Raw genomic sequence first — 23,268 nt, forward strand, 5'->3', positions numbered from 1 at the left:
GCGCATTGGGGCTCGCGGGTCGATGCCTTAGACGGTCATCGGGTTGGGTTTGGACGGATCGAGGTTGTACTTCTTCAGCGCGTCGGCCACGACCTTGCGCTCAATCGTACCCTCATCGGCCAGCGCGCTCAGTGCAGCGACCGTGGTCCAGTAGCGGTCGACTTCGAAGAAGTGACGCAGCTTCTCGCGCGTATCCGAGCGGCCGAAGCCGTCCGTACCCAGCACGACGAAACGTTGCGGCACGAACGCACGGATCTGGTCGACCAGCGCGCGGACGTAGTCGGTCGATGCGATCACCGGGCCCTTCGCGTCCTTCAACAGCGTCTCGACGTGGGAGAGCTTCTTCTCGCCGAGCGGGTTCAGCAGGTTCTGACGCTGCACTTCGTGACCTTCGCGGGCCAGTTCCGTGAAGCTCGGCACGCTCCACAGATCCGACTCGACGCCCCAGTCGTTCTTCAGCAGGTCGGCGGCGGCGATCACTTCGTTGAAGATCGTGCCCGCGCCCATCAACTGCACGCGCGGCGCCTTCGCATTGGCCGCGCCCTTGCGGAACGCGTACATGCCCTTGATGATGTCCTTCGCGACGTGCTCGCCCTGCGGGATCGCCGGGTGCTCGTAGTTCTCGTTCATCACCGTGACGTAATAGAACACGTCTTCCTGCTCCTGCACCATGCGGCGCAGACCGTCCTGCATGATGACGGCGAGTTCGTAGCCGAACGTCGGGTCATAGCTGATGCAGTTCGGCACCGATGCCGCCCACAGCAGCGAGTGGCCATCTTCGTGCTGCAGGCCTTCGCCGTTGAGCGTCGTGCGGCCCGCCGTGCCACCCAGCAGGAAGCCGCGCGAACGCATGTCGCCCGCGGCCCACACCAGATCGCCGATGCGCTGCATGCCGAACATCGAGTAGAAGATGTAGAACGGAATCATGATCTCGCCGTGCGTCGAGTACGACGTCGCCGCTGCGATCCAGTCCGACATGCCGCCTGCTTCGTTGATGCCTTCCTGCAGGATCTGGCCCGTCGTCGATTCCCTGTAGAACATCAGCTGGTCGGAATCTTCCGGCACGTACTTCTGGCCGTCCTGATTCCAGATACCGATCTGGCGGAACAGACCTTCCATGCCGAAGGTGCGCGATTCGTCCGGCACGATAGGCACGACGCGCTTGCCGATCGCCTTGTCCTTCAACACGATGTTGAGGATACGGACGAACGCCATCGTCGTCGAAATTTCACGGCCTTCGCCCGTGCCCTTGAGCAGCGGCTCGAATGCTTCGAGCGCCGGGACGGGCAGCGATTCCGCCTTCTGGCGGCGCGCCGGCAGATAGCCGCCGAGTTCCTGACGGCGGGCACGCATGTATTCGAGTTCCTTCGAGCCTTCCTCGAAAGTCAGATACGGCACGTGCGTGATTTCATCGTCCGAGATGGGCAGACGGAACTGGTCGCGGAACTGCTTGAGCGACTCCACCTGCATCTTCTTCTGCTGGTGGGTGATGTTCATCGCCTGGCCGGCTTCGCCCATGCCATAGCCCTTGATCGTCTTCGCGAGGATCACGGTCGGCTGGCCCTTGGACTGCGTCGCTTCCTTGAACGCAGCGTAGATCTTGTGCGGATCGTGGCCGCCGCGGTTCAGGTTCCACACGTCGTCGTCGGACCAGTCGGAGACCAGCGCCTTCAGTTCCGGCGTGTTGAAGAAGTGCTCGCGAACGAACGCGCCCGATTCCGACTTGTACGTCTGATATTCGCCGTCGACGACTTCCATCATCCGGCGCATCAGCGCGCCCGTCTTGTCGCGTGCAAACAGGGCATCCCAGCGGCTGCCCCAGATGACCTTGATGACGTTCCAGCCCGCGCCGCGGAATTCGCTTTCGAGTTCCTGGATGATCTTGCCGTTGCCGCGCACCGGGCCGTCCAGGCGCTGCAGGTTGCAGTTGATGACGAACACGAGGTTGTCCAGACGCTCGCGGCCGGCCATGCCGATCGCGCCGAGCGATTCCGGCTCATCCGTTTCGCCGTCGCCGAGGAACGCCCACACCTTGCGGCCGTCCGTCTTTGCGATGCCGCGCGCCTGCAGGTACTTCATGAAGCGCGCCTGATAGATCGCCATGATCGGGCCGAGACCCATCGACACCGTCGGGAATTGCCAGAAGTCCGGCATCAGCCAAGGGTGCGGATACGACGAGATGCCCTCGCCGCCCACTTCCTGACGGAAGTTGTCGAGCTGGTTCTGGGTCAGACGGCCGAGCAGGAACGCGCGCGAGTACACACCCGGCGACGAATGGCCCTGCACGAATACGAGGTCGCCGCCATGCTCGGGCGACGGCGCGTGCCAGAAGTGGTTGAAGCCGACGTCGTACAGCGTCGCCGCCGATGCGAACGATGCGATGTGGCCGCCGACGTTGGTTTCCTTGCCGGCGCGCAGCACCATCGCCATCGCGTTCCAGCGCGTGTACGAACGGATGCGGTGCTCGATGTCCTGGTCGCCCGGAATCTTCGCCTGATTCGCGACGGGGATCGTGTTGATGTACGGGGTGTTAGCGGAGAAAGGCAGATGCTCGCCATGCACGCGGGCAAATTCGATCTGCTTTTCGATGAGGTAGTGAGCGCGGTCGGGCCCAACAGCAGAAATCACGCCATCTAGCGCTTCGAGCCATTCGGCTGTTTCTTGCGGATCGTGGTCGTCTTTGGCGTTGGCGACGTATTTCAGGACTTCGTCAGGTACAGCGGACATGCTCGTCTCCTGGATATGGGAACGCTCTGTGAACAGGCGACGCGGACAAACGTCGAGGACGCACATTGGCCGCGGCAGCTTCCGGCCGATTGTAATAAGGCCCACAACGCCTGCGCAAGGAAATTTTCAGATTACGAGAGAGTTTCTCATAATGCGGAAAATTGTTGCGACGCACCCTGGTTTGACTGCCCATCAGCAAGTACGTCGGCTAGTTTGCGCCGAATTGCGTGACTTTCACCTCTTTTTTGCGTCATTTGCATGTCAGGCGCTGCGCTACAATGCCAGCCATGTTGACCGATCGGCTTTTCGCACGCTCGGCGCGCTCTGCCGGAACGTCGGCGGATTCGTCGCCGTCCCGCTGGCACCACGGACCGTGGTGGTCGAACTCCTATTTGCTGACGCCGCTGCTGTCCATCCTCGTGTTCCTCGTGGTCATGAGTCTGATCCTTTGGAGCCTGAACCGGCGCGAGCAGCAGCAGCAGGAAGACACGCTCTACCGCAACGTCGCGTGGGCGCAGCAGCAGATCCGCCTGTCCATGACGGGCGCGCAGGAACAGCTCCAGGCGCTCGCGCGCGATCTCGTCTCCGGCCGCGCCGACCCGCATTCTTTCCAGGTATCGACGGCCGACATCATGCAGGGGCATCCCGAGATCCTCTACATGAACTGGTACACCAGCGCGCAGCAGCCGCGCTGGCCGAACAACGCGCTGCCCGTTCTTGGCCAGCGCCTCGCCAAGCCCAACGACCAGCAGATGGACGAGGCCGTCAAGGCCGCCTTCACGGAAGCGAAGAACACGCGCCGCCAGGTCTACTCGCCGCTGATATACGACGACGTGGGCAACGGCTACATCACGCTGCAAACTCCCGTTTATCGCGACCGCGACTTTCTCGGCACGGTGGCCGCCGTGTTCTCGATCGAAGGGATACTGAAGCGCGACATCCCGCCCGAGCTGTCCGCGAAGTACAAGATCTCGATCATCGACATCAACAACCGCGAGCTGGCCACCACGTCGACGCGCCCGCGCCTGCCGCGCGACGCGTACTACGACCTACCGCTCGATCCGCCCGGCCAGGGCGTGTCGGTCCGCGTGTACGCGTACCCGCAGATGACCAACTTCACGAACAACACGCTCGTGTGGCTGGTCGCGGGCCTGTCGTGTTTCGTGCTGTGGAGCTTGTGGAGCCTGTGGAAACACACGCGCCAGCGCTTCGAGGCGCAGCAGGCGCTGTACGCCGAAGCGTTCTTCCGCCGCGCGATGGAAAACTCCGTGCTGATCGGCATGCGCGTGCTCGACATGCACGGCCGCATCACGCACGTGAACCCCGCGTTCTGCCGGATGACGGGCTGGGACGAAAGCGATCTCGTCAGCAAGAATGCGCCGTTCCCGTACTGGCCGCGTGATTCGTATCCGGAGATGCAGCGCCAGCTCGACATGACCTTGCGCGGCAAGGCGCCCTCTTCCGGGTTCGAGCTGCGCGTGCGCCGCAAGGACGGCTCGCTGTTCCACGCGCGTCTCTATGTGTCGCCACTGATCGACAGCTCGGGACGGCAGACGGGCTGGATGTCGTCGATGACGGACATCACCGAACCGAAACGCGCGCGCGAAGAACTCGCCGCCGCGCACGAGCGCTTCACGACCGTGCTCGAAAGCCTCGACGCCGCCGTGTCCGTGCTCGCCGCCGACGAAGCCGAACTGCTGTTCGCGAACCGTTATTACCGGCACCTGTTCGGGATCCGCCCGGACGGCCACCTCGAACTGGCGGGTGGTGGCGGCTTCGACAATTCGGCGGCCTCGTCGGATTCGATCGACATGGTCGACGCCTTCGCCGGCCTGCCCGCCGCGGCGCTCACGGAAGGCTCCGCCGACGCGCAGGAAGTCTACGTGCAAGGCATCCAGAAGTGGTTCGAAGTGCGCCGCCAGTACATTCAGTGGGTTGACGGCCATCTCGCGCAGATGCAGATCGCGACCGACATCACGACGCGCAAGCAGGCGCAGGAACTCGCGCGTCAGCAGGACGAGAAACTCCAGCACACCAGCCGCCTGATGACGATGGGCGAAATGGCCTCGTCGCTCGCCCACGAATTAAACCAGCCTCTCGCGGCCATCAATAACTATTGCTCTGGAGCCGTAGCGCTGGTTAAATCTGGTCGGACAACTCCCGACAACCTGTTACCAGTTCTCGAAAAGACGGCGCAACAGGCTGTGCGGGCCGGCATGATCATCAAGCGGATCCGCGAATTCGTGAAACGCAGCGAACCGAAACGCCAGGCCACCCGCGTCGCCGACATCGTCGCCGATGCCGTTGGCCTTGCCGAGATCGAAGTACGCAAGCGCCGCATCCGCATCGTGACGGACATGCGCCAGCGTCTGCCCGTCATCTACGTCGATCCGGTGCTGATCGAGCAGGTGCTCGTGAACCTGCTGAAGAACGCAGCGGAAGCGATGTACGACGCGCGGCCCAATGCCGTCGACCCCGTGATTCGCCTCGTCGTCAAGCTCGATTCCGGCTTCGTGTGCCTCAGCGTCGTCGACCAGGGTCCGGGCGTCGACGAAGCCACGGCCGAACGTCTCTTCGAACCGTTTTACAGCACCAAGTCCGATGGCATGGGCATGGGGCTGAACATTTGCCGTTCGATCATCGAATCGCATCGCGGACGCCTGTGGGTGGTCAACAACGTCGAATCCGACGGCCACGTCACAGGTGCCACTTTCCATTGCAATCTGCCTATTGGAGAGCCCGACGGCCCGAGCAACGGCGGGTCAGAGGCGCCGACACCACAAACCGTTACGGGAGAGCTATGAACACCCCAGTTACCACACAGGAAACCGTGTTTGTCGTCGACGACGATGAAGCGGTGCGAGATTCGCTGCGCTGGCTGCTGGAGGCGAACGGTTATCGCGTTCAGTGCTTCTCCAGCGCCGAGCAGTTCATCGACGCATGGCAGCCACATCAGCATCCCGGCCAGATCGCGTGCCTGATTCTCGACGTGCGGATGTCAGGCATGAGCGGGCTCGAACTGCAGGAACGCCTGATCGCCGACAACACGCTGCTCCCGATCATCTTCGTGACGGGTCACGGCGACGTGCCGATGGCCGTGTCGACGATGAAGAAAGGCGCGATGGACTTCATCGAAAAGCCATTCGACGAAGCCGAACTGCGCAAACTGGTCGAGCGCATGCTCGACAAGGCCCGCAGCGAAAGCAGCAGCGTGCAGCAGCAGCGCGCCGCCGCCGAGCGCCTGGGCAAGCTCACGGCACGTGAGCACCAGGTGCTCGAGCGCATCATCGCGGGCCGCCTGAACAAGCAGATCGCCGACGACCTCGGCATCAGCATCAAGACGGTCGAAGCGCACCGCGCGAACATCATGGAAAAGCTCAACGTGAACACGGTCGCCGATCTACTGCGTCTCGCGTTGTCTAACAAGCCACAACAGGCGCAGTAATACCGCAGTACTACGCGTCGCGGTTGTCATCACCTGATGGCCGCGATCTTCGCCTGCGCTTCGTTGCGCAGGCGCATGAAGTAACGTTGACGCCCGCTGAGGCCGTCGCGCGGCGCTGTCTTTAGCGCCGGATTCCCCCTCCTCTTCCGCACGATTCTTCGTCGCGCGCGTCGCTCCCATTTCATTAGCGATCCCAACTGACTCGCATTGCGTTCGATCAGGCCGTCTCGCATCGCGAGCGCGCCCGGCTCGAGCGTCCGCGTTCGAGTTTGATATCGCGCATTGACAGTCGCGGCTCCGCTTTCTAATTTACATACCAGATCAACCGAAAAAGCGACCCATGCCCGAAACGTGCAATGCGGGCGCGACGCGTGCATCACTGGCCACGATGCGCGTCGCATGCAACGCCCTCGCCGCGGACATTTCCGCAGGCCTCAGATTGCCCTTGCGCGTCCCGCCCACTTCCATTATCAGTCGCCCTACAGCGTCGTCCGCTTGTCGCTCCATTGCCACAAGACCGCGTGGCGGCACGCCGGCCTCGCCCGGTAGCCGCTGCGCTCACCACGCAGCAAGGAGGTTTTCATCGTGAAACGTTACGGACCCTACAGGCCGCGCGCGTGGCTCGTCTGCGCGGCGCTGGCAGGCATGCCGCTCGCCGCGGGCTTCGTCGCGCCCACTGACGCCGTCGCGCAAACGCCCGCGAAAGTCTCGAACCAGCAACTCGATTCGCTGACAGCGCCCATCGCGCTCTACCCCGATGCGCTGCTCGCGCAGGTGCTGATGGCGGCGACGTTCCCGCAGGACGTGACGGCGGCCGCCGCGTGGTCGAAGGCAAACTCGCAGTACAAGGGCGACGACGCCGTGAAAGCCGTCGCATCGGAGCCGTGGGACCCGAGCGTGCAATCGCTGGTCGCGTTTCCGCAGGTGCTCGCGACGATGGCCTCGAAGCCCGACTGGGTCACGCAGCTCGGCAACGCGTTCCTCGCGCAGCCGGACGACGTGATGGACTCGGTGCAGCGACTGCGCAAGCAGGCGCAGTCGGCGGGCAATCTGAAAACGAGCGAGCAGCAGAAGGTGATCGTCGAACAAAGCACGATCCAGATCGTGCCCGCCAATCCGCAGGTGGTCTACGTACCGACCTATAACCCGACCGTCGTCTACGGCACGTGGCCCTACCCGGCCTATCCGCCCGTCTATGTGCCGCCGCCTCCCGGTTACGCGATCGCGACGGGATTCATGACGGGGCTCGCATTCGGCGCGGGCGTGGCCGTCGCCAATTCGCTATGGGGCGGGTTCAACTGGAACAACCACGACGTCAACATCAACGTCAACCGCTACAACAACATCAACGTCAACAACCGGATCACCTCGAACACGTCAACCGCGAACTGGAACCGCAACGAGAGCATCAATCGCAATAACGCGAACTTCAATCGCAACAACGCCAATCTGAACAGCAGCAACCTCGCTGCGCAGCGCGACCAGTTTCGCGGGCGCGACGCGTCGCGGGCGCAGGCGCAGCAGACGTTGCAGAACCGCACTGGCGAGAACCTGAGCGGCAACGCGAGCCAGCGCGTGCAGAACATCCATCAGGGCGGCGCTAATACGGGCAATGTCCGCAACAGCGCGCAAAACCTGAACCGCGACAATGCATTGCGCGGCTCGGGTGATGCCGCGGGCTCGCGGCAGGAGTTGCAGCGCGGACAGGCGAGCCGCCAGTCGTTGGCGAGCAACGGCGGCGCGAGCAACCGGCCCGGCGCGGGCGGCGGCGGACAGCAGTTCAACGGCGCGCAGGCGGGCGGCGGGCGACCCGGCGGCGGTGGGGGCGGAGGCGGTGGAGGCGGCGGAGGCTTCCAGCATGGCGGCGGGGGTGGAGGCGGCGGAGGCGCCCAGCGTGGCGGCGGGGGCGGTGGATTCCACCGCCGCTAGAAGAACGATCGACAGCAACCATCTTGGATCGGACCAGAAACGGCCGCTCGAGCGCCAGATCTGGTCGACAGGAGTCAGTCATGACCGGTAAAACAACCTGCGTACCCCCCCGTCATTCGATTCGCGCAGCCATCGGCAGCACCCGCAGCACGCCGCGCGCCTCGCATCCGGCGGGCCGGTTCGCGTCGCACCCAGCGCTTTCACACGCGCTCGCCGCGCTCGCCGCCGTGGCGATATTCGCGGCGGCGCAGCCCGCCGCCGCGCAGGCCGTCTACCCGACGTCCGACGCCGCCGCCAGTGCATTCGCGAACGCGCTCGCGACCAACGATCATCCCGCGATGGAAAAGGTGCTCGGCAAGAACTTCAAGCGCTACATCCCGACCACCAATATCGGCGAGGACGACATCTACGCGTTCCTCGGGCAATGGGCGAAAGGCCATCGGATCGTCGACGACCCGGCGCCCCACGCGGGTCGCAAGAGCGTGCATCTCGGCGTCGGCGACGATGGCTGGATCCTGCCAATTCCCATCGTGCAGACGGCGCGCGGCTGGCAGTTCAACACGCCCGCCGCCACGGATGAAATGCTCACGCGCCGCATTGGCCGCAACGAACGCGCGGCGGTTCTGACGTCGCTTGCGTATGTCGACGCGCAAAACGACTACCGCAAGCAGACGCAGCACTACGCGCAGAAGTTCATCAGCTCGCCCGGCAAGCAGGACGGTCTGTACTGGCCGACGACAGCCGGCGAACCGGACAGCCCGCTCGGGCCGCTCGCAGCGACGATGCCGCATCAGATCGCGCCGGGCGAGGCGTACTACGGCTATCACTACCGCATTCTCACGTCGCAAGGCGCGAAAGCCGACGGCGGCGCGCAGAACTACGTGCAGGACGGCGTGCTGTCGAAGGGCTTCGGCCTCGTCGCGTGGCCGGCCGAATACGGCAAGACGGGCGTGATGAGCTTCATCGTCAACCAGAACGGCCAGGTCTATGAGAAGAATCTCGGGCCGCAGACGCCGCGTGTCGCGTCCACGATCACGACATTCAATCCCGACTCCTCCTGGCAAGCGACGCAGCCTTGAGCGCGTGCTGAACCTGCGCTGAGTGGTTTGCGGCGGTGTCTGTCACCTCGACGGCGCCGCCGTTGCCCGGTTTCGTTCGGCATCACCGTTGGTCATCAGTTGCGTTGCCTCAACGGTATAATGTCGAACTTCGCTGCGGCGCGGTTTTCGCGCCGTGCGCTTTCCGGCATGCGACCCGTCCCTGCCTTCGAGCGCCATCCGTGCGATTCGCGGCGTCCGCCTTGAGCGAGCGCCGCGAGCGCATGCGCAGCAGCACGACGCGCGGCATGCGCGGCAACGTGATCACACGCCCCGCGCCTGCCTGCCCCGCCCGCATTCCGAAACGCCCATTCTCGACCGACCATGACAGCCAAACTGATCGACGGCACCGCCCTTTCCAAGACCTTGCGCGCCGATGTCGCCACGCGCGCCGCCGCCCTTACCGCCCGTGGACACCAGCCGGGTCTTGCCGTCGTGCTCGTCGGCGACAATCCGGCGAGCGAGGTCTATGTCCGCAACAAGGTGAAAGCGTGCGAGGACAACGGCCTGTTCTCGTCGTATGACCGCTATCCCGCGACGATGACGGAAGCCGATCTGCTTGCGCGCATCGACGCGCTCAACCGCGATCCGAAAATCCACGGCATTCTCGTGCAGCTGCCGCTGCCGAAGCACATCGACAGTCACAAGGTGATCGAGGCGATCGCGCCCGAGAAAGACGTGGACGGCTTTCACGTTGCGAACGCCGGCGCGCTGATGACGGGCAAGCCGCTGTTCCGCCCGTGCACCCCGTATGGCGTCATGAAAATGTTCGAGGCGTACGGCATCGAGCTGAAGGGCGCGAATGCCGTCGTGATCGGCCGCTCGAACATCGTCGGCAAGCCGATGGCGCTGCTGCTGCTCGAAGCGAACGCGACGGTCACGATCTGCCACAGCAAGACGCGCGACATCGCCGCGTTCACGCGCGACGCGGATGTCGTCGTGGTCGCGACGGGCCTGCGCAACACGCTGACGGCCGACATGGTGAAGCCCGGCGCGACGGTGATCGACGTCGGCATGAATCGCGACGAGAACGGCAAGCTCTGCGGCGACGTCGACTTCGCGAACGTCAAGGAAGTGGCCGGCCATATCACGCCCGTGCCGGGCGGCGTCGGCCCGATGACGATCACGATGCTGCTCGTCAATACGATCGAAGCGGCCGAGCGCGCCGCAGGCAACGCCTGAGCAATCGACTCGACGCGCTTCACGGCGCGTCATCAACGGCCGCCCGGCTTGTCACTACGAGCCGGGTGCGCGTCATCCGCAGATCGCGGACGGATCACCATCATCTCGTCATCAAAGCGGCGGCCAGCGGACCGCGAGTTCGGCCGCGCGCATCGGCGCCGCTTCGGCCGCGATCCTGCGTTCGTGCTGACGCGCTTCGCTGCGCGCGATACGCGCGCGGCACCAGCTCATCACCGGCCGCTCGATCCAGCGCGACGAGAACGCCGCCAGCGCAAAAATGAACGGCGCGCTGACGACGATCGACAGCATCGGCGGCATGCGCGGCGCGAGCGCCGCCACGCATTGCTGAACCATGAAGCCGTAGAGATAGATCGCGTACGAGTAGTCATGGCGCGGCACCCAGCCACGCAGCATCGGCGTCACGCTCATCCATAGCAGCCCGTAGACGAACGCGATATAGAACAGCGCCTGCGCGCCCGCCGTGTCGCGAAACACGAGAAACACCAGCAGCAGCCCGCACGCGGTGAGACCGCTCAGGTTGATGCGCTCGCGCCATCCGTACAGCAGCATGCCGAGAAAGAAGAACGGCTCAGGAAAGAACGCGTAGCCGCCCGCTTTGTCCGGGAAATCGCGCCAACCGATCTGCAGATCGGGCAGATGCACACGCACCGAAAACGCGGCCACCGCGATCAATACGGCGATCACGCTGCGCCAGCGCGTCGACAGCAAGCCGAACATGCCCATGACCAGCACGAGCAGATAGCAATACACCTGCAGCGGGAGCGTCCACAGCGGCGCGCAGATGTCGCGCACGAAACGGTTGTGCTCGAACACGCCCGGCAGCGTCCAACCACGCTTCATCACGAGCGTCGAGAAATAGTCGAGGTTTCGCCACGTGGCGCCCGACGTGAAATAGTCGTGCAGCGCGAGCGTCGTGAAGATCGGCCCGACGATGAAGATCGCCACCAGCGACGTGCCGACCACGGCGGGCAGCAAACGCGCGAGCCGCAGCGTGACGAAGCGCGGCACCGAGCGCTGCCGCTCGAAGCTCGCGCTCACCAGCAGCCCGCTCATCAGAAAGAACGCATACACGCCGAGATAGCCCGCGCCGCCGAAACCGAGCGCCGCCGCGATGCCATCGCCGGCATCCGTCTGCTGGATTACATACGCGTTGCAATAGACGACGGCGCACGCGGCGATCAACCGCACGAGATCGAAGTTGTTCGCGTCGCGCGCAAGTGCGCCCGACAGTGTCTGGGGATGCGGAGTCATCGCGAGGGCCACCTGATGCTGGCGGGCCGGCACGCGGGCGTGAACGGCCACCGAAGGAAACGGAAACCGCACGCCATGCCGTCTGCGTGCGGACGTCTTAACGATGCGCGAGAACGCGCGCCGCGACCGTGCGCTTGCCCACCCTCTTGTTCTGGTACAAATACGTCTGAGCCCGCTACCACTGCGCGTGAGCGGCAGTTCTGATAATTTGTGCTGCAACCGGCTGGAGATTGGCTGATATCAGCTGATATCAGCTGAAATCAGTTGGAAACGGCGAACGGCGCCCCAATATCCATCTTGCAGGGCGCCGGACGACCCGCGCGCACGCGTCGCGTGTTGCGCGCGTCATGCGCGCCGCTTACGTTTCAGGCCCGGATACGCGTCATCCGGGCGTTCATTTACCGCGTCAGACAGGAAGCATCATGTCCACTTCTCAATCGACATCCGACAATCCGCTCCTCGATTTCTCCGATCTGCCGCGCTTTGGCGAGATCCGCCCCGAACATGTGACCCCTGCCCTCGATGTGCTGCTCGCGAATGCGAGCGCGGCAGTCGACCGCGCGGCCGAGCCATCGACCCCGGCCTCGTGGGCCGACGTCGTCGAACCCGTCGAACGCGCGACGGAGCCGCTGTCGCGCGCCTGGGGCGTGATCGGCCACCTGAATGCCGTCGCCGATACGCCCGAGCTGCGCGCCGTGTACGGCGAGAACCTGCCGCGCGTCACCGAGTTCTGGTCGAGCGTTGGGCAGAATCTCGCGCTGTACGAGAAGTACAAGACGATTGCCGCCGCCGATGATTTCGAATCGCTGACGGGCGAACGCAAGAAGATTCTGAACAACTCGCTGCGTGATTTCAGACTGTCGGGCGCTGAACTGCCTGAAGATCAGAAGCCGCGTTTCGCCGAACTGCAGGAACGCCAGGCCGGGCTGTCGAAAGCGTTCTCGGATCATGTGCTCGATGCGACGAATGCGTATGCGTTCATCGCCGAAAGCAAGGATGAACTGGCGGGCTTGCCCGAAGATGTGATCGAAGCCGCGCGCGAAGCGGCCGAGCGCGAAGGCAAGAGCGGCTGGAAGTTCACGCTGCATTTCCCCTCGTATTTCCCCGTCATGCAGTATTCGGAAAACCGCGCGATGCGCGAGACGATGTATCGCGCCTATGTCACGCGTGCGTCGGAACTCGGGCCGCAATACGGCAAGGGCAATACCGACTGGGACAACACGGGAATCGTCGCTGACGCGCTGAAGCTGCGCGAAGAAGAAGCGCATATGCTCGGATTCAAGAACTTCGCCGAGGTGTCGCTCGCGCCGAAGATGGCCGAGTCGCCGGAACAGGTGATGGCGTTCCTCGAAGACCTCGCGACGCGCGCGCGTCCGCACGCCGAGCACGACTGGAAGGAACTGCGCGAGTTCGCTGCGAGCGAGCTGGGTCTTGCAGAACTCCAGCCATGGGATGTCGCGTTTGCCGCCGAACGCCTGCGTGAGAAGCGCTATTCGTTCTCCGAGAACGAAGTGAAGCAGTATTTCCCGGAAGACACGGTGCTCAAGGGCCTGTTCAAGGTCACGGAGACACTGTTCGGCGTGAAAATCCGCCGCGACGAAGCAGCGACCTGGCACCCGGACGTGCGCTTCTTCCGCGTCGAGAATCAGGATGGTGGCCTCGTTGCGCAGTTCTATCTCGACCTGTACGCGCGCGAAGGCAAGCGCGGCGGCGCGTGGATGGACGACGCCCGCTCGCGCCGCAAGCCCGTCAACGGCGCGGTGCAGACGCCCGTCGCGTATCTGACGTGCAACTTTTCGGCGCCCGTCGGCGGCAAGCCCGCATGCTTCACACACGATGAAGTGATCACGCTGTTTCACGAATTCGGCCATGGCCTGCATCACATGCTGACGCGCGTCGATGAGCTCGGCGTGTCGGGCATCAACGGCGTCGAATGGGATGCCGTCGAACTGCCGTCGCAGTTCATGGAAAACTTCTGCTGGGAGTGGGACGTGCTGAGCGACATGACGTCGCACGTCGATACGGCCAAGCCGCTGCCGCGCGATCTGTTCGACAAGATGCTCGCCGCGAAGAACTTCCAGAGCGGACTGGGCACGCTGCGTCAGATCGTGTTCTCGATGTTCGACATGAAGCTGCACGTCGACTTCGACACGTCCGGCGCGAAGAGCGCGAACGACCTGGCGCGCGAGATCAACGAACGCTTCCACGTGATTCCGCAAGCGTCGTTCTCGCGCTGGCCGAATACGTTCAGCCACATTTTCGCGGGTGGCTACGCGGCGGGCTACTACAGCTACAAGTGGGCCGAAGTACTGTCCGCCGATGCTTACGCCGCGTTCGAAGAAGCGGCGCAAGCGGGCAAAGGCAGCGTGCTCGATGCGGCAACGGGCACACGGTATCGCAAGGAGATTCTCGAAGTGGGCGGCAGCCGTCCCGCGATGGAATCGTTCAAGGCGTTCCGCGGCCGCGAGCCGAATATCGATGCGCTGCTGCGTCATAACGGCATGGCGCCGGATGCGGTGCCGGGTGCGGCGCATTGAGGGTTTTGATGCGGCGGCGCGCGGGTTTGTATGGCCTGTGAATCGCTGCTCTGCGGTGTTGTGGAGTTAACTTAAAGGGCGGGTTCGGGGTTGCCGGGCCCGCTTTTTTTTGTGGTTCTTTCGCTGGCATCCGCGTATGGCCTTCGTGCTTCACGCGTCGCCCCTGTGCGGGGCGGCACCTACTTTTCTTTGCCGCCGCAAAGAAAAGTAGGCAAAAGAAAGCGGCTAACACCGCTAATTCTTGTTCCTGCCTGAGGGCCCCCAAAGGGTCTTACGCTTCACACGGCAACGCGCCAGTCCGCGCTCGTTGCCAACGTCATCTCTATACGCCTCACCCGCTTCATGTGCCCGCGTCGTAGCACGCGGCACCAGAAAGTCCGCCGCCGCCCAGGTGGCAAACTGTGTGTTGGCCGTAGCACCTCACACGCCTCACTTCGGACCGATAGCACGCGCATACCTCCATGTAAGAGCGCCAAGCTATACGACGCGACAACTTACACACAGTTTGCCACCTGGGCGGCACATATCATTCGCTGCCGCTGGCCCGAGTACGGGTATCCGAAGCGGGTGAGGCGTTCATTCGAAGCGTTGGCAACGCGCGCCAGCAGAGACGTTGCCGTGTGAAGCATAAGACCGGTTGGGGTCCCTCAGGCAAACACAAGAGCTGGCGGTGTTAGCCGCTTTCTTTTGCCTACTTTTCTTTGCGGCGGCAAAGAAAAGTAGGTGCCGCTCCGCACAGGGGCGACGCTTGAAGCGCGAAGGCAAAACGCGGATGCCAAAGCAATCACCAGCAGACCAAATCGCATGTGCAGCAACCACCGTAACGCGGATGCCAGCGCAAAGGCAAGAAAACCGAATCCGCCATGAACCCAATTCACCCGCGATGCAGCTTGAAGTCAACTTCCGCAGGCCGCCCTTCCAGCGACAACGTCGCACGCGCCGCCGGCGCCCTGCTCACCACTTTCCCTCGACTCACAACCGCCAGCCGCGCCGCGCGCAAGCGTATCGCTTCGACAGCATCGCGCGCGTCGAGCACGACGAGATTCGCGTCGCATCCTGGCTCAACTCCATAATGTTCGAGCCCAAAAATACGCGCCGCATTCACCGTAACGGCATCGAAGCACGCATGCATTGCGTCGATACCCGTCATCTGCGCGACATGCAGGCCCATGTGCGCGACTTCGAGCATGTCGCCGGAACCGAGGCTATACCACGGGTCCATCACGCAATCGTGTCCAAACGCGACGTTGATGCCGGCCGCGAGCATCTCCGGCACGCGTGTCATGCCGCGCCGCTTCGGGTAGGTGTCCGAACGCCCTTGCAGCGTGATGTTGATCAGCGGATTCGCGATGGCCTCCACGCCTGACTCACGCATCAGCGGCAGCAGCTTGCTGACGTAGTAGTTGTCCATCGAATGCATCGATGTCAGGTGTGAGCCCGTCACACGGCCATGCAACCCGAGCCGATGCGTCTGCGCCGCGAGCGTTTCGATGTGACGCGACAGTGGATCGTCCGATTCGTCGCAATGCATGTCGACGCGCAAGCCTTTCTCTGCCGCGAACTCGCATAGCAGACGTACCGACTCCGCGCCGTCCGCCATGGTCCGTTCGAAATGCGGAATGCCGCCGACCACATCGACACCCATCGCAATCGCGCGCTTGAGATTGTCGAATGCGCCCGCACTGCGCAGCAGCCCGTCTTGCGGAAACGCGACCAGTTGCAGGTCCATATAAGGCGCGACGCGGCGCTTCACTTCGAGCAGTGCTTCGACAGCGAGCAGGCGCTCGTCGCACACATCGACATGCGTGCGGATGGCGAGCAGACCACGCGCGACGGCCCAGTCGCAATACTGCAGCGCGCGCTCGACGAGCGCTTCCTGCGTCAGATGCGGCTTCAGCTCGCCCCACAGTGCGATGCCTTCGAGCAAGGTGCCCGACGCGTTCACGCGCGGTAAGCCATAAGACAGCGTCGCGTCCATGTGGAAGTGCGCGTCGATGAATGGGGGCGTGACGAGCGCGCCCTGCGCGTCGATCTCTTCACGTGCGCTGGCAACCAGGTTCGGCTCGACGGCGACGATGCGCCCGCCTTCGATGCCGATATCGACGGGGCCATTCTGTTTCGGGGCACTGCGTGGCAATACGGCATTGCGGATGATCAGATCCATGGGCGGCTCCTTTGCATGACTACGATTCTATCGGCGGAAGGAATGCGTGGGGAGCATCCTGATGGCATAGGACAAAAGACCGTACCGTACTGGCCGACCGTGCGCGATCCGTACCGCTCGCCGCCACAGCCCGCAGCCTATACTCAACCGCATCGGCACCACAGATACGGACGCGGAATGAAAACGATAGGCGTGATCGGCGGGATGAGTTGGGAATCGTCAGCCGAGTATTACCGGCTGCTGAACCGCTATGCGAAGGCGCGTCTCGGCGGCCATCACAATGCGCGCAGCCTGATGGTGACCGTCGACTTCGCGCCCGTCGAAGCAAACCAGCGCGCGGGCGACTGGCACGCGCTCGGCGTGCAGATGGCGGATGCCGCGCGGCAACTGGAGCGCGGCGGCGCCGACATCGTGCTGCTCGCGACGAACACCATGCATCGCGTGCACGAAGCGATCGAAGCGTCGATCGCGGTGCCCTTTCTGCACATCGCCGATCCGACGGGCGAAGCGCTGCGCGCGGCGGGTATCGAGCGAGTCGGCTTGCTGGGCACGCGCTATACGATGGAGCAGACCTTCTACGCGGGACGCCTGCGCGAGCGCTTTGGCATCGATACGCTGATCCCCGATGACGAGGGCCGCGCGCACGTCCATCGGATCATCTACGACGAACTGTGTCACGGGATCATCGCGCCGTCATCGCGGGCGATCTATCAAAACGTGATCGAAGACCTGAAGGCTCGCGGCGCGCAGGCCGTCATTCTCGGCTGCACGGAGATCACGCTGCTGATCCGGCAGGAAGACTCTGTTCTGCCTGTGTTCGATACGACTGCGCTGCATGCGCAAAAGGCTGTCGACTGGGCTATCGAAGCCGATCGTGGTTGAGATGAAAGACGAGATGAAACTCTACGCCACCAGCACGTAGCAAAAGAAGATGAAAAAACTTCGATCAAATGTTTGACGCATGACGAAGGTGTCCGTACAATTCGCCTCTCTGACGCGGGGTGGAGCAGTCTGGCAGCTCGTCGGGCTCATAACCCGAAGGTCACAGGTTCAAATCCTGTCCCCGCAACCAGTTTCAAAGGCATCGTGTCCTGCTCCACACGGCCTCAAGCAGTACAAGCAGCGTTACGCATTCAAAGCCCGCATCGCCCAAAGCGTTGCGGGCTTTTGCGTTTTTGCCTATGCATGTTGCCGTACTGAGCGGCGCTGCCCGATCGCGGTAAGATTCCATCCAGCACCTGATACAACGAGAACGAGCGATGAAATTAGCCACGTGGAATGTGAACTCCCTGAAGGTTCGTCAGCAGCATGTGATCGACTGGCTCGAACTCAGCCAGACCGACGTGCTGTGTCTTCAGGAACTGAAACTGCCCGACGAAAAATTTCCGCGCGCCGAGCTCGAGGAAAAGGGCTATCGCAGCTGGTTCGCCGGTCAGAAGACGTATAACGGCGTCGGCATTCTCGTGCGCGACGGCATGAGCGTCGACGAAGGCAGCGTCATGCGCAACATACCCGGCTTCGAGGACCCGCAGCAGCGCGTGATCGCGGCCACCATCGAAGGCGTGCGCGTGATCTGCGCCTACTTCCCGAACGGCCAGGCGCCCGGCACCGACAAGTTCGCCTACAAGCTGCGCTGGCTCGACGCGCTGCACGACTGGATCGCCAGCGAACTTGCGCAGCATCCGAAGCTCGCGCTGCTCGGCGACTACAACATCGCACCCGAAGACCGCGACGTGCATGATCCGAAGGCGTGGGAAGGACAGAACCTCGTGTCGCCGGAAGAGCGCGCGCAGTTCAACCGCCTCGTCGAACTCGGTCTCGTCGATTCGTTCCGGCTCTTCGATCAGCCCGAGAAGACCTTCACGTGGTGGGATTATCGGATGCTCGCGTTCCGCCGCAACGCGGGCTTGCGCATCGACCATATCCTGCTGTCGAAGCCGCTCGCCGCAAGCTGCACGCATTGCGACGTCGACAAGACGCCACGCAAGTGGGATCAGCCTTCGGATCACGCGCCCGTCGTCGCGCTCACCGAGTAACTCGCCGCATCAGCACAAACGCGTTCGCAAAAGAAGAAGCGGCTCGATGGCGCATCGCGCCGTCGAGCCGCTTTATTTTGCCGCGTGTAAACGCAGCACCACTCGCATCACGCCCAAAGGCGTCAACGCTTACGGTTCGAGATTCAGCTCCTGAATCTTGCGCGTGATCGTATTGCGCCCGATGCCGAGCCGCTCGGCCGCTTCGACCTTGCGCCCGCGCGTGAAGTCGAGCGCTTCGCGGATCACGGCCGCTTCGAAACGGCGCGACAGTTCGTCCATTACATCAGCTGCATTCTCGCGCAACAGCTTCGCGACTTCCGTGCGCAGCCCACTCTCCCACGCGGCGACAGGCGACGGAATCACCACGCCGCCGGCCGCGACGGGCGCACCCGTAATCGGCGCCACGCCGTTTGTGACGCCACCGTTGCCCACTGTGCCGTCGATCGGCAGCGATCCCGCGGACGTCGCGAATTCCGCCCCGGCCTGCTGCGTCGATACGAGATCGGGCGGCAGGTCCTTGATCTCGATCGTCTGCGCAGGCGCCATCACGGTCAGCCAGTTCGCAAGGTTTTCTAGCTGGCGCACGTTGCCAGGAAACGGCAGCGACGTCATATACGCGAGCGCCTCTTCCGACACGCGCTTCGGCTCGACGCCGAGATCGCGCGCACTCTTCTGCAGGAAGTGGCGCGTCAGCAGCGGAATGTCCTCGCTACGTTCACGCAACGCCGGCAAGCGCAGACGGATCACGTTCAAGCGGTGATACAAGTCCTCGCGAAACAGCCCTTGCCGCACACGCGATTCGAGATTCTGGTGCGTCGCGGCGATCACGCGGACATTCGCGCGCAGCGGATTATGTCCGCCGACGCGATAGAACTGGCCATCCGACAGCACACGCAACAGACGCGTCTGCAAGTCGAACGGCATATCGCCGATTTCATCAAGAAACAGCGTGCCGTTCTCAGCCTGCTCGAAGCGGCCCTGGCGCATTGCCTGCGCGCCCGTGAACGCGCCGCGCTCATGACCAAACAGTTCGGATTCCAGCAGATCTTTCGGAATCGCCGCCGTGTTCAGTGCGATGAACGGACCGTTCGCGCGTGGGCTATGTCGGTGCAAGGCGCGGGCAACAAGTTCCTTACCGGTGCCTGATTCGCCCGTAATGAGCACGGTCGCGGCCGAATGCGACAGACGGCCGATCGCGCGGAACATGTCCTGCATCGCGGGCGCCTGACCGAGCATCTCGGGCGCTTCGGCGACGCGGTCGTCCCACGTCTGCTCGCCGCGCATGCTTTCGTCGACGGCGCGGCGAATCAGTTCGACGGCCTTGTCGACGTCGAACGGCTTGGCGAGGTATTCGAACGCACCGCCCTGAAACGCGGCCACGGCGCTATCGAGATCCGAGAACGCCGTCATGATGATGACGGGCAAGCCGGGCACGCGCTCGCGTACGGTCTGCAGCAGTTCGAGCCCCGAGCCGCCAGGCATCCTGATATCGGAGACGAGCACCTGCGGGCTGTCGTGTTCCAGTGCGCCCGCGGCTTCGCGCACATTCGCGAAGCTGCGTGTCGCGAAGTTCTCGCGTGCGAGTGCTTTTTCGAGCACCCAACGGATCGATTGATCGTCGTCTACTATCCAGATCGGCTTCATATAGGTCCGTCAGAAGTCTTGTCTTGCGTGTGGTGTAACCAGTCGAGTATCAGCTGTCGAGCGGCAGCAGGATCTGAAACTCGGTGTGACCCGGACGGCTCTCCACTTCGATCATCCCTTCGTGCTGTTGCACGAAAGTCTGCGCGAGTGTCAGGCCAAGACCGCTGCCGTCTTCCCTGCCCGATACGAGCGGATAGAAGATGCGGTCGCGTATGTCTTCGGGAATGCCGGGCCCGTTATCGACGATATGCAAGTCCAGTGCCAGCTTGCAAAGACGTTTCGCGATCGTCACCTTGCGCGCCACGCGGGTACGCAACTCGATCCGCGCATCGCCTTGCGAGATGCGTTCGCGCAGTGCTTCAGCCGCATTGCGCACGATGTTCAGCAGCGCCTGGATCAGTTGCTCCTTGTCGCCGCGCAGATCAGGCACGCTAACGTCGTAGTCGCGCTCGATCGTGAGACCGCGCGGAAACTCCGCGAGAATCACCGCGCGCACGCGCTCGCATACTTCGTGAATATTCACGTCGCCGACGATATGCGGATGACGATGCGGTTCGAGCAAGCGGTCGACGAGCGTTTGCAGCCGGTCCGATTCCTTGATGACGACCTGCGTGTACTCGCGCAGCTCGTCGCGTTCGCGCGCGCCGAGCTCGAATTCGAGCAGTTGTGCCGCGCCGCGAATGCCGCCGAGCGGGTTTTTGATCTCATGCGCGAGATTGCGGATCAACTGCTTGTTGACGGCCGTCAGATCGTGAATGCGCTCTTCGCGATCCGACCTCAAATGACGCTCGTTCTCGAACAGCTCGAGCAGCACGTAGTCCTGCGCGCTCTCCAGGAAGCCGACGATCGCATGCACATGCAGCGGCTCGTGGCCGGCGCGTTCGAGCACGGCATCCAGATGGGTCGCGTGAAAACGGTGAGCGGCGATCGCGGCGATGGTCGCCGTCAGTTCTTCGCCGTTCGTGAAGATGTCGGGCCAGGCCATTTGCGTGAGCTGCCGGCGCGACATTTCGAGCATCGACTCGGCCGACGGATTCGCGAACGCGACACGCAGCGTCCGCTTGTCGAGCACGAGCAGAACGGTGGGCAGCGCCTCGAAGCCCGGCAGCAAACCGGATTCGACGAGTTGCGCATCATCCGACAATGCGTCGGTGTGCCCTTTTCTGGCCTTGATCAGGTTCTTCAATACCATCTTGCAGTCGGGTCTCGATAGCCTTGCATGGGACGGCAGCCAGCGCCAAAGCGCGAACCTCCGTCGACAGGAGATGGTGAGGCGGGCTTCATCGCACGCGGTTCAATACGTCAACAACACGCTGCAGCAGCCGTTCCGCAACAAAAACGTCACAGCTTTCGATCCAACGAAAAAGGGACGGCGCCGCCGTCCCTTCGTGACCGATCGCAGCGTCGGGGCGTACGCTTCGCCGCATCTCGCGAACGAAGCGCAGCGCCACCTACAGCGATTACAGCGAGTAGTACAGTTCGAATTCGACCGGGTGCGTGGTCATACGCACGCGTTGCAGCTCGCCTTCCTTCAGTTCCAGGTAAGCGTCGATCATGCCGTCGGTGAACACGCCACCACGCGTCAGGAACTCACGGTCTGCGTCGAGTGCTTCCAGCGCCTGATCGAGGCCGGCACACACGGTCGGGATCTTTGCATCCTCTTCCGGCGGCAGGTCGTACAGGTTCTTGTCGGCAGCTTCGCCCGGATGGATCTTGTTCTGCACGCCGTCCAGACCTGCCATCATCAGTGCCGAGAAGCACAGGTACGGGTTCGCGAGCGGATCCGGGAAGCGCGTTTCGATACGGCGGCCCTTCGGGTTTGCAACGTGCGGAATACGGATCGATGCCGAACGGTTACGTGCCGAGTAAGCCAGCTTCACAGGCGCTTCGAAGTGCGGCACGAGACGCTTGTACGAGTTCGTACCCGGGTTCGTGATCGCGTTCAGCGCGCGAGCGTGCTTGATGATGCCGCCGATGTAGAACAGCGCGAATTCCGACAGGCCAGCGTAGCCGTTGCCCGCGAACATGTTCTGGCCGTCCTTCCAGATCGACTGGTGAACGTGCATGCCCGAACCGTTGTCGCCGACGATAGGCTTCGGCATGAACGTCGCCGTCTTGCCGTACGTGTGCGCAACGTTGTGAACGATGTACTTCAGCTGTTGCGTCCAGTCAGCGCGTTGAACCAGCGTCGAGAACTTCGTGCCGATTTCGTTCTGGCCTTGACCTGCCACTTCGTGGTGGTGAACTTCAACGGGGATGCCGATCTGTTCGAGCAGCAGACACATTTCCGAGCGGATGTCCTGGAACGTGTCCACAGGCGCGACCGGGAAGTAGCCGCCCTTCGTGCCCGGACGGTGACCCGTGTTGCCGCCTTCGAATTCCTTGCCCGACGACCACGGTGCTTCTTCCGAGCCGATCTTGACGAAGCAACCCGACTGGTCCGCAGCCCACTGGACCGAGTCGAAAATGAAGAATTCGGGTTCCGGACCGAAGAAGGCCGTGTCGCCCAGACCCGTGCTCTTCAGGTACGCTTCGGCGCGCTTTGCGAGCGAGCGCGGATCGCGCTCATAGCCCTTGCCGTCAGCCGGTTCGACGACGTCGCAGGTCAGCACGAGGGTCGACTCTTCGTAGAACGGGTCGATGAAGGCGGTGTCGGCGTCCGGGATGAGCAGCATGTCCGACGCTTCGATGCCCTTCCAGCCAGCAATCGAGGAACCGTCAAACGCATGGCCGCTTTCGAATTTGTCTTCGTCGAATGCCGACACCGGCACCGAAACGTGTTGCTCCTTGCCGCGCGTGTCGGTGAAACGGAAGTCGACAAACTTGACGTCCTCGTCCTTGACGAGCTGGATGACGTCGGCCACGGATTTACTCATAACCAATCTCCTGATTAACGAATTCGGCGGGTTCAGCCGCCGCCCAATCTAGCTGACCAGCCTCGATGCGTCCACCCCTCGATACCAACGGGCAGGGAAATATGATGCCGGCATCGGGCCAATCTGATCGGCACCAATAAAGCAGCTTCTGTGCCATGTTTGTGTTCCGTCTGCGCCACGTCGTTGCAGCCCCAATGCCGACGCGCCTTCGCAGGGAATTTGCGCACACCGTTTGCGGGAATCGCGCGAGGTCACGGAATGCATCCGCACCATGATCGTGCGCACTCTTAGTCTGCGACTGCTTAACATTCCATTTTGGTGCATGGTGCTTATTTTGCACCATGATTGAGCATGGCCGT

Annotated in this window: 15 protein-coding genes and 1 tRNA gene; 9 read left to right on the top strand and 7 right to left on the bottom strand. The window is 63.0% G+C overall.

Translation table 11 applies throughout. From position 1 onward, the window contains the following. Window positions 1-27: 27 nt before the first annotated feature. Window positions 28-2,727: a pyruvate dehydrogenase (acetyl-transferring), homodimeric type gene (gene aceE / locus SB822_RS03825; RefSeq protein WP_079499886.1), complete on the bottom strand. Its 2,700-nt coding sequence runs from the start codon at window positions 2,725-2,727 to the stop codon at window positions 28-30. 287 nt (window positions 2,728-3,014) lie between these two features. Between aceE and fixL the strand changes: the two genes are divergently transcribed. The 5 genes from fixL (at window position 3,015) to folD (ending at window position 10,380) form a co-directional block, all read left to right on the top strand. After that, complete coding sequence (fixL, locus tag SB822_RS03830; protein ID WP_007586833.1) at window positions 3,015-5,531, top strand: oxygen sensor histidine kinase FixL; 2,517 nt, start codon at window positions 3,015-3,017, stop codon at window positions 5,529-5,531. Next, a complete protein-coding gene (gene fixJ / locus SB822_RS03835) occupies window positions 5,528-6,172 on the top strand; it encodes an oxygen response regulator transcription factor FixJ (RefSeq protein WP_007586834.1) in 645 nt (214 codons plus the stop codon). Before fixL ends, fixJ begins: the two co-directional genes overlap by 4 nt. 585 nt (window positions 6,173-6,757) lie before the next feature. Next, entirely contained in the window at window positions 6,758-8,101 is a 1,344-nt protein-coding gene (locus tag SB822_RS03840) for a DUF3300 domain-containing protein (RefSeq protein WP_407671747.1), read from the top strand. 80 nt (window positions 8,102-8,181) lie between these two features. Next, on the top strand, window positions 8,182-9,180 hold the full coding sequence (locus SB822_RS03845) for a DUF2950 domain-containing protein (RefSeq protein WP_090835687.1): 999 nt from the start codon (window positions 8,182-8,184) through the stop codon (window positions 9,178-9,180). Window positions 9,181-9,522: 342 nt separating this feature from the next. Continuing rightward, a complete protein-coding gene (gene folD, locus SB822_RS03850; RefSeq protein ID WP_062915188.1) occupies window positions 9,523-10,380 on the top strand; it encodes a bifunctional methylenetetrahydrofolate dehydrogenase/methenyltetrahydrofolate cyclohydrolase FolD in 858 nt (285 codons plus the stop codon). 111 nt (window positions 10,381-10,491) lie between these two features. Here the strand turns inward: folD and SB822_RS03855 are convergent, their stop codons facing one another. Then, entirely contained in the window at window positions 10,492-11,652 is a 1,161-nt protein-coding gene (locus SB822_RS03855; protein WP_090835715.1) for an acyltransferase family protein, read from the bottom strand. Between the two features lie 422 nt (window positions 11,653-12,074). Here SB822_RS03855 and SB822_RS03860 point away from each other — a divergent pair, with 422 nt between their 5' ends. Continuing rightward, complete coding sequence (locus tag SB822_RS03860) at window positions 12,075-14,189, top strand: M3 family metallopeptidase (protein ID WP_079499890.1); 2,115 nt, start codon at window positions 12,075-12,077, stop codon at window positions 14,187-14,189. A gap of 874 nt (window positions 14,190-15,063) precedes the next feature. Here the strand turns inward: SB822_RS03860 and SB822_RS03865 are convergent. Then, entirely contained in the window at window positions 15,064-16,353 is a 1,290-nt protein-coding gene (locus tag SB822_RS03865) for an amidohydrolase family protein (protein ID WP_090835683.1), read from the bottom strand. Window positions 16,354-16,530: 177 nt separating this feature from the next. Between SB822_RS03865 and SB822_RS03870 the strand changes: the two genes are divergently transcribed. The 3 genes from SB822_RS03870 to xth all read left to right on the top strand — a co-directional run bounded on the left by SB822_RS03870 (window position 16,531) and on the right by xth (window position 18,389). Further along, window positions 16,531-17,235, top strand: coding sequence for an aspartate/glutamate racemase family protein (locus SB822_RS03870; protein ID WP_090835681.1), 705 nt, complete (start codon window positions 16,531-16,533; stop codon window positions 17,233-17,235). Between the two features lie 113 nt (window positions 17,236-17,348). Beyond that, window positions 17,349-17,425 (top strand) — tRNA-Met (locus tag SB822_RS03875). Between the two features lie 187 nt (window positions 17,426-17,612). Then, on the top strand, window positions 17,613-18,389 hold the full coding sequence (gene xth, locus SB822_RS03880) for an exodeoxyribonuclease III (RefSeq protein WP_086910186.1): 777 nt from the start codon (window positions 17,613-17,615) through the stop codon (window positions 18,387-18,389). 129 nt (window positions 18,390-18,518) lie between these two features. Here the strand turns inward: xth and ntrC are convergent, their stop codons facing one another. The 4 genes from ntrC to SB822_RS03900 all read right to left on the bottom strand — a co-directional run bounded on the left by ntrC (window position 18,519) and on the right by SB822_RS03900 (window position 23,066). Beyond that, a complete protein-coding gene (gene ntrC / locus SB822_RS03885) occupies window positions 18,519-20,033 on the bottom strand; it encodes a nitrogen regulation protein NR(I) (RefSeq protein WP_090835679.1) in 1,515 nt (504 codons plus the stop codon). A 49-nt stretch (window positions 20,034-20,082) separates the two neighbouring features. Next, on the bottom strand, window positions 20,083-21,225 hold the full coding sequence (gene glnL / locus SB822_RS03890) for a nitrogen regulation protein NR(II) (RefSeq protein ID WP_007584029.1): 1,143 nt from the start codon (window positions 21,223-21,225) through the stop codon (window positions 20,083-20,085). A gap of 268 nt (window positions 21,226-21,493) precedes the next feature. Continuing rightward, a complete protein-coding gene (glnA, locus tag SB822_RS03895) occupies window positions 21,494-22,909 on the bottom strand; it encodes a type I glutamate--ammonia ligase (protein ID WP_007584030.1) in 1,416 nt (471 codons plus the stop codon). Further along, window positions 22,902-23,066: a hypothetical protein gene (locus SB822_RS03900; RefSeq protein ID WP_158660487.1), complete on the bottom strand. Its 165-nt coding sequence runs from the start codon at window positions 23,064-23,066 to the stop codon at window positions 22,902-22,904. The genes glnA and SB822_RS03900 overlap by 8 nt, the downstream gene beginning before the upstream one ends. Between the last annotated feature and the right edge of the window lie 202 nt (window positions 23,067-23,268).

Source organism: Paraburkholderia sp. SIMBA_054, assembly GCF_046534875.1.
Lineage (GTDB): Bacteria > Pseudomonadota > Gammaproteobacteria > Burkholderiales > Burkholderiaceae > Paraburkholderia > Paraburkholderia hospita.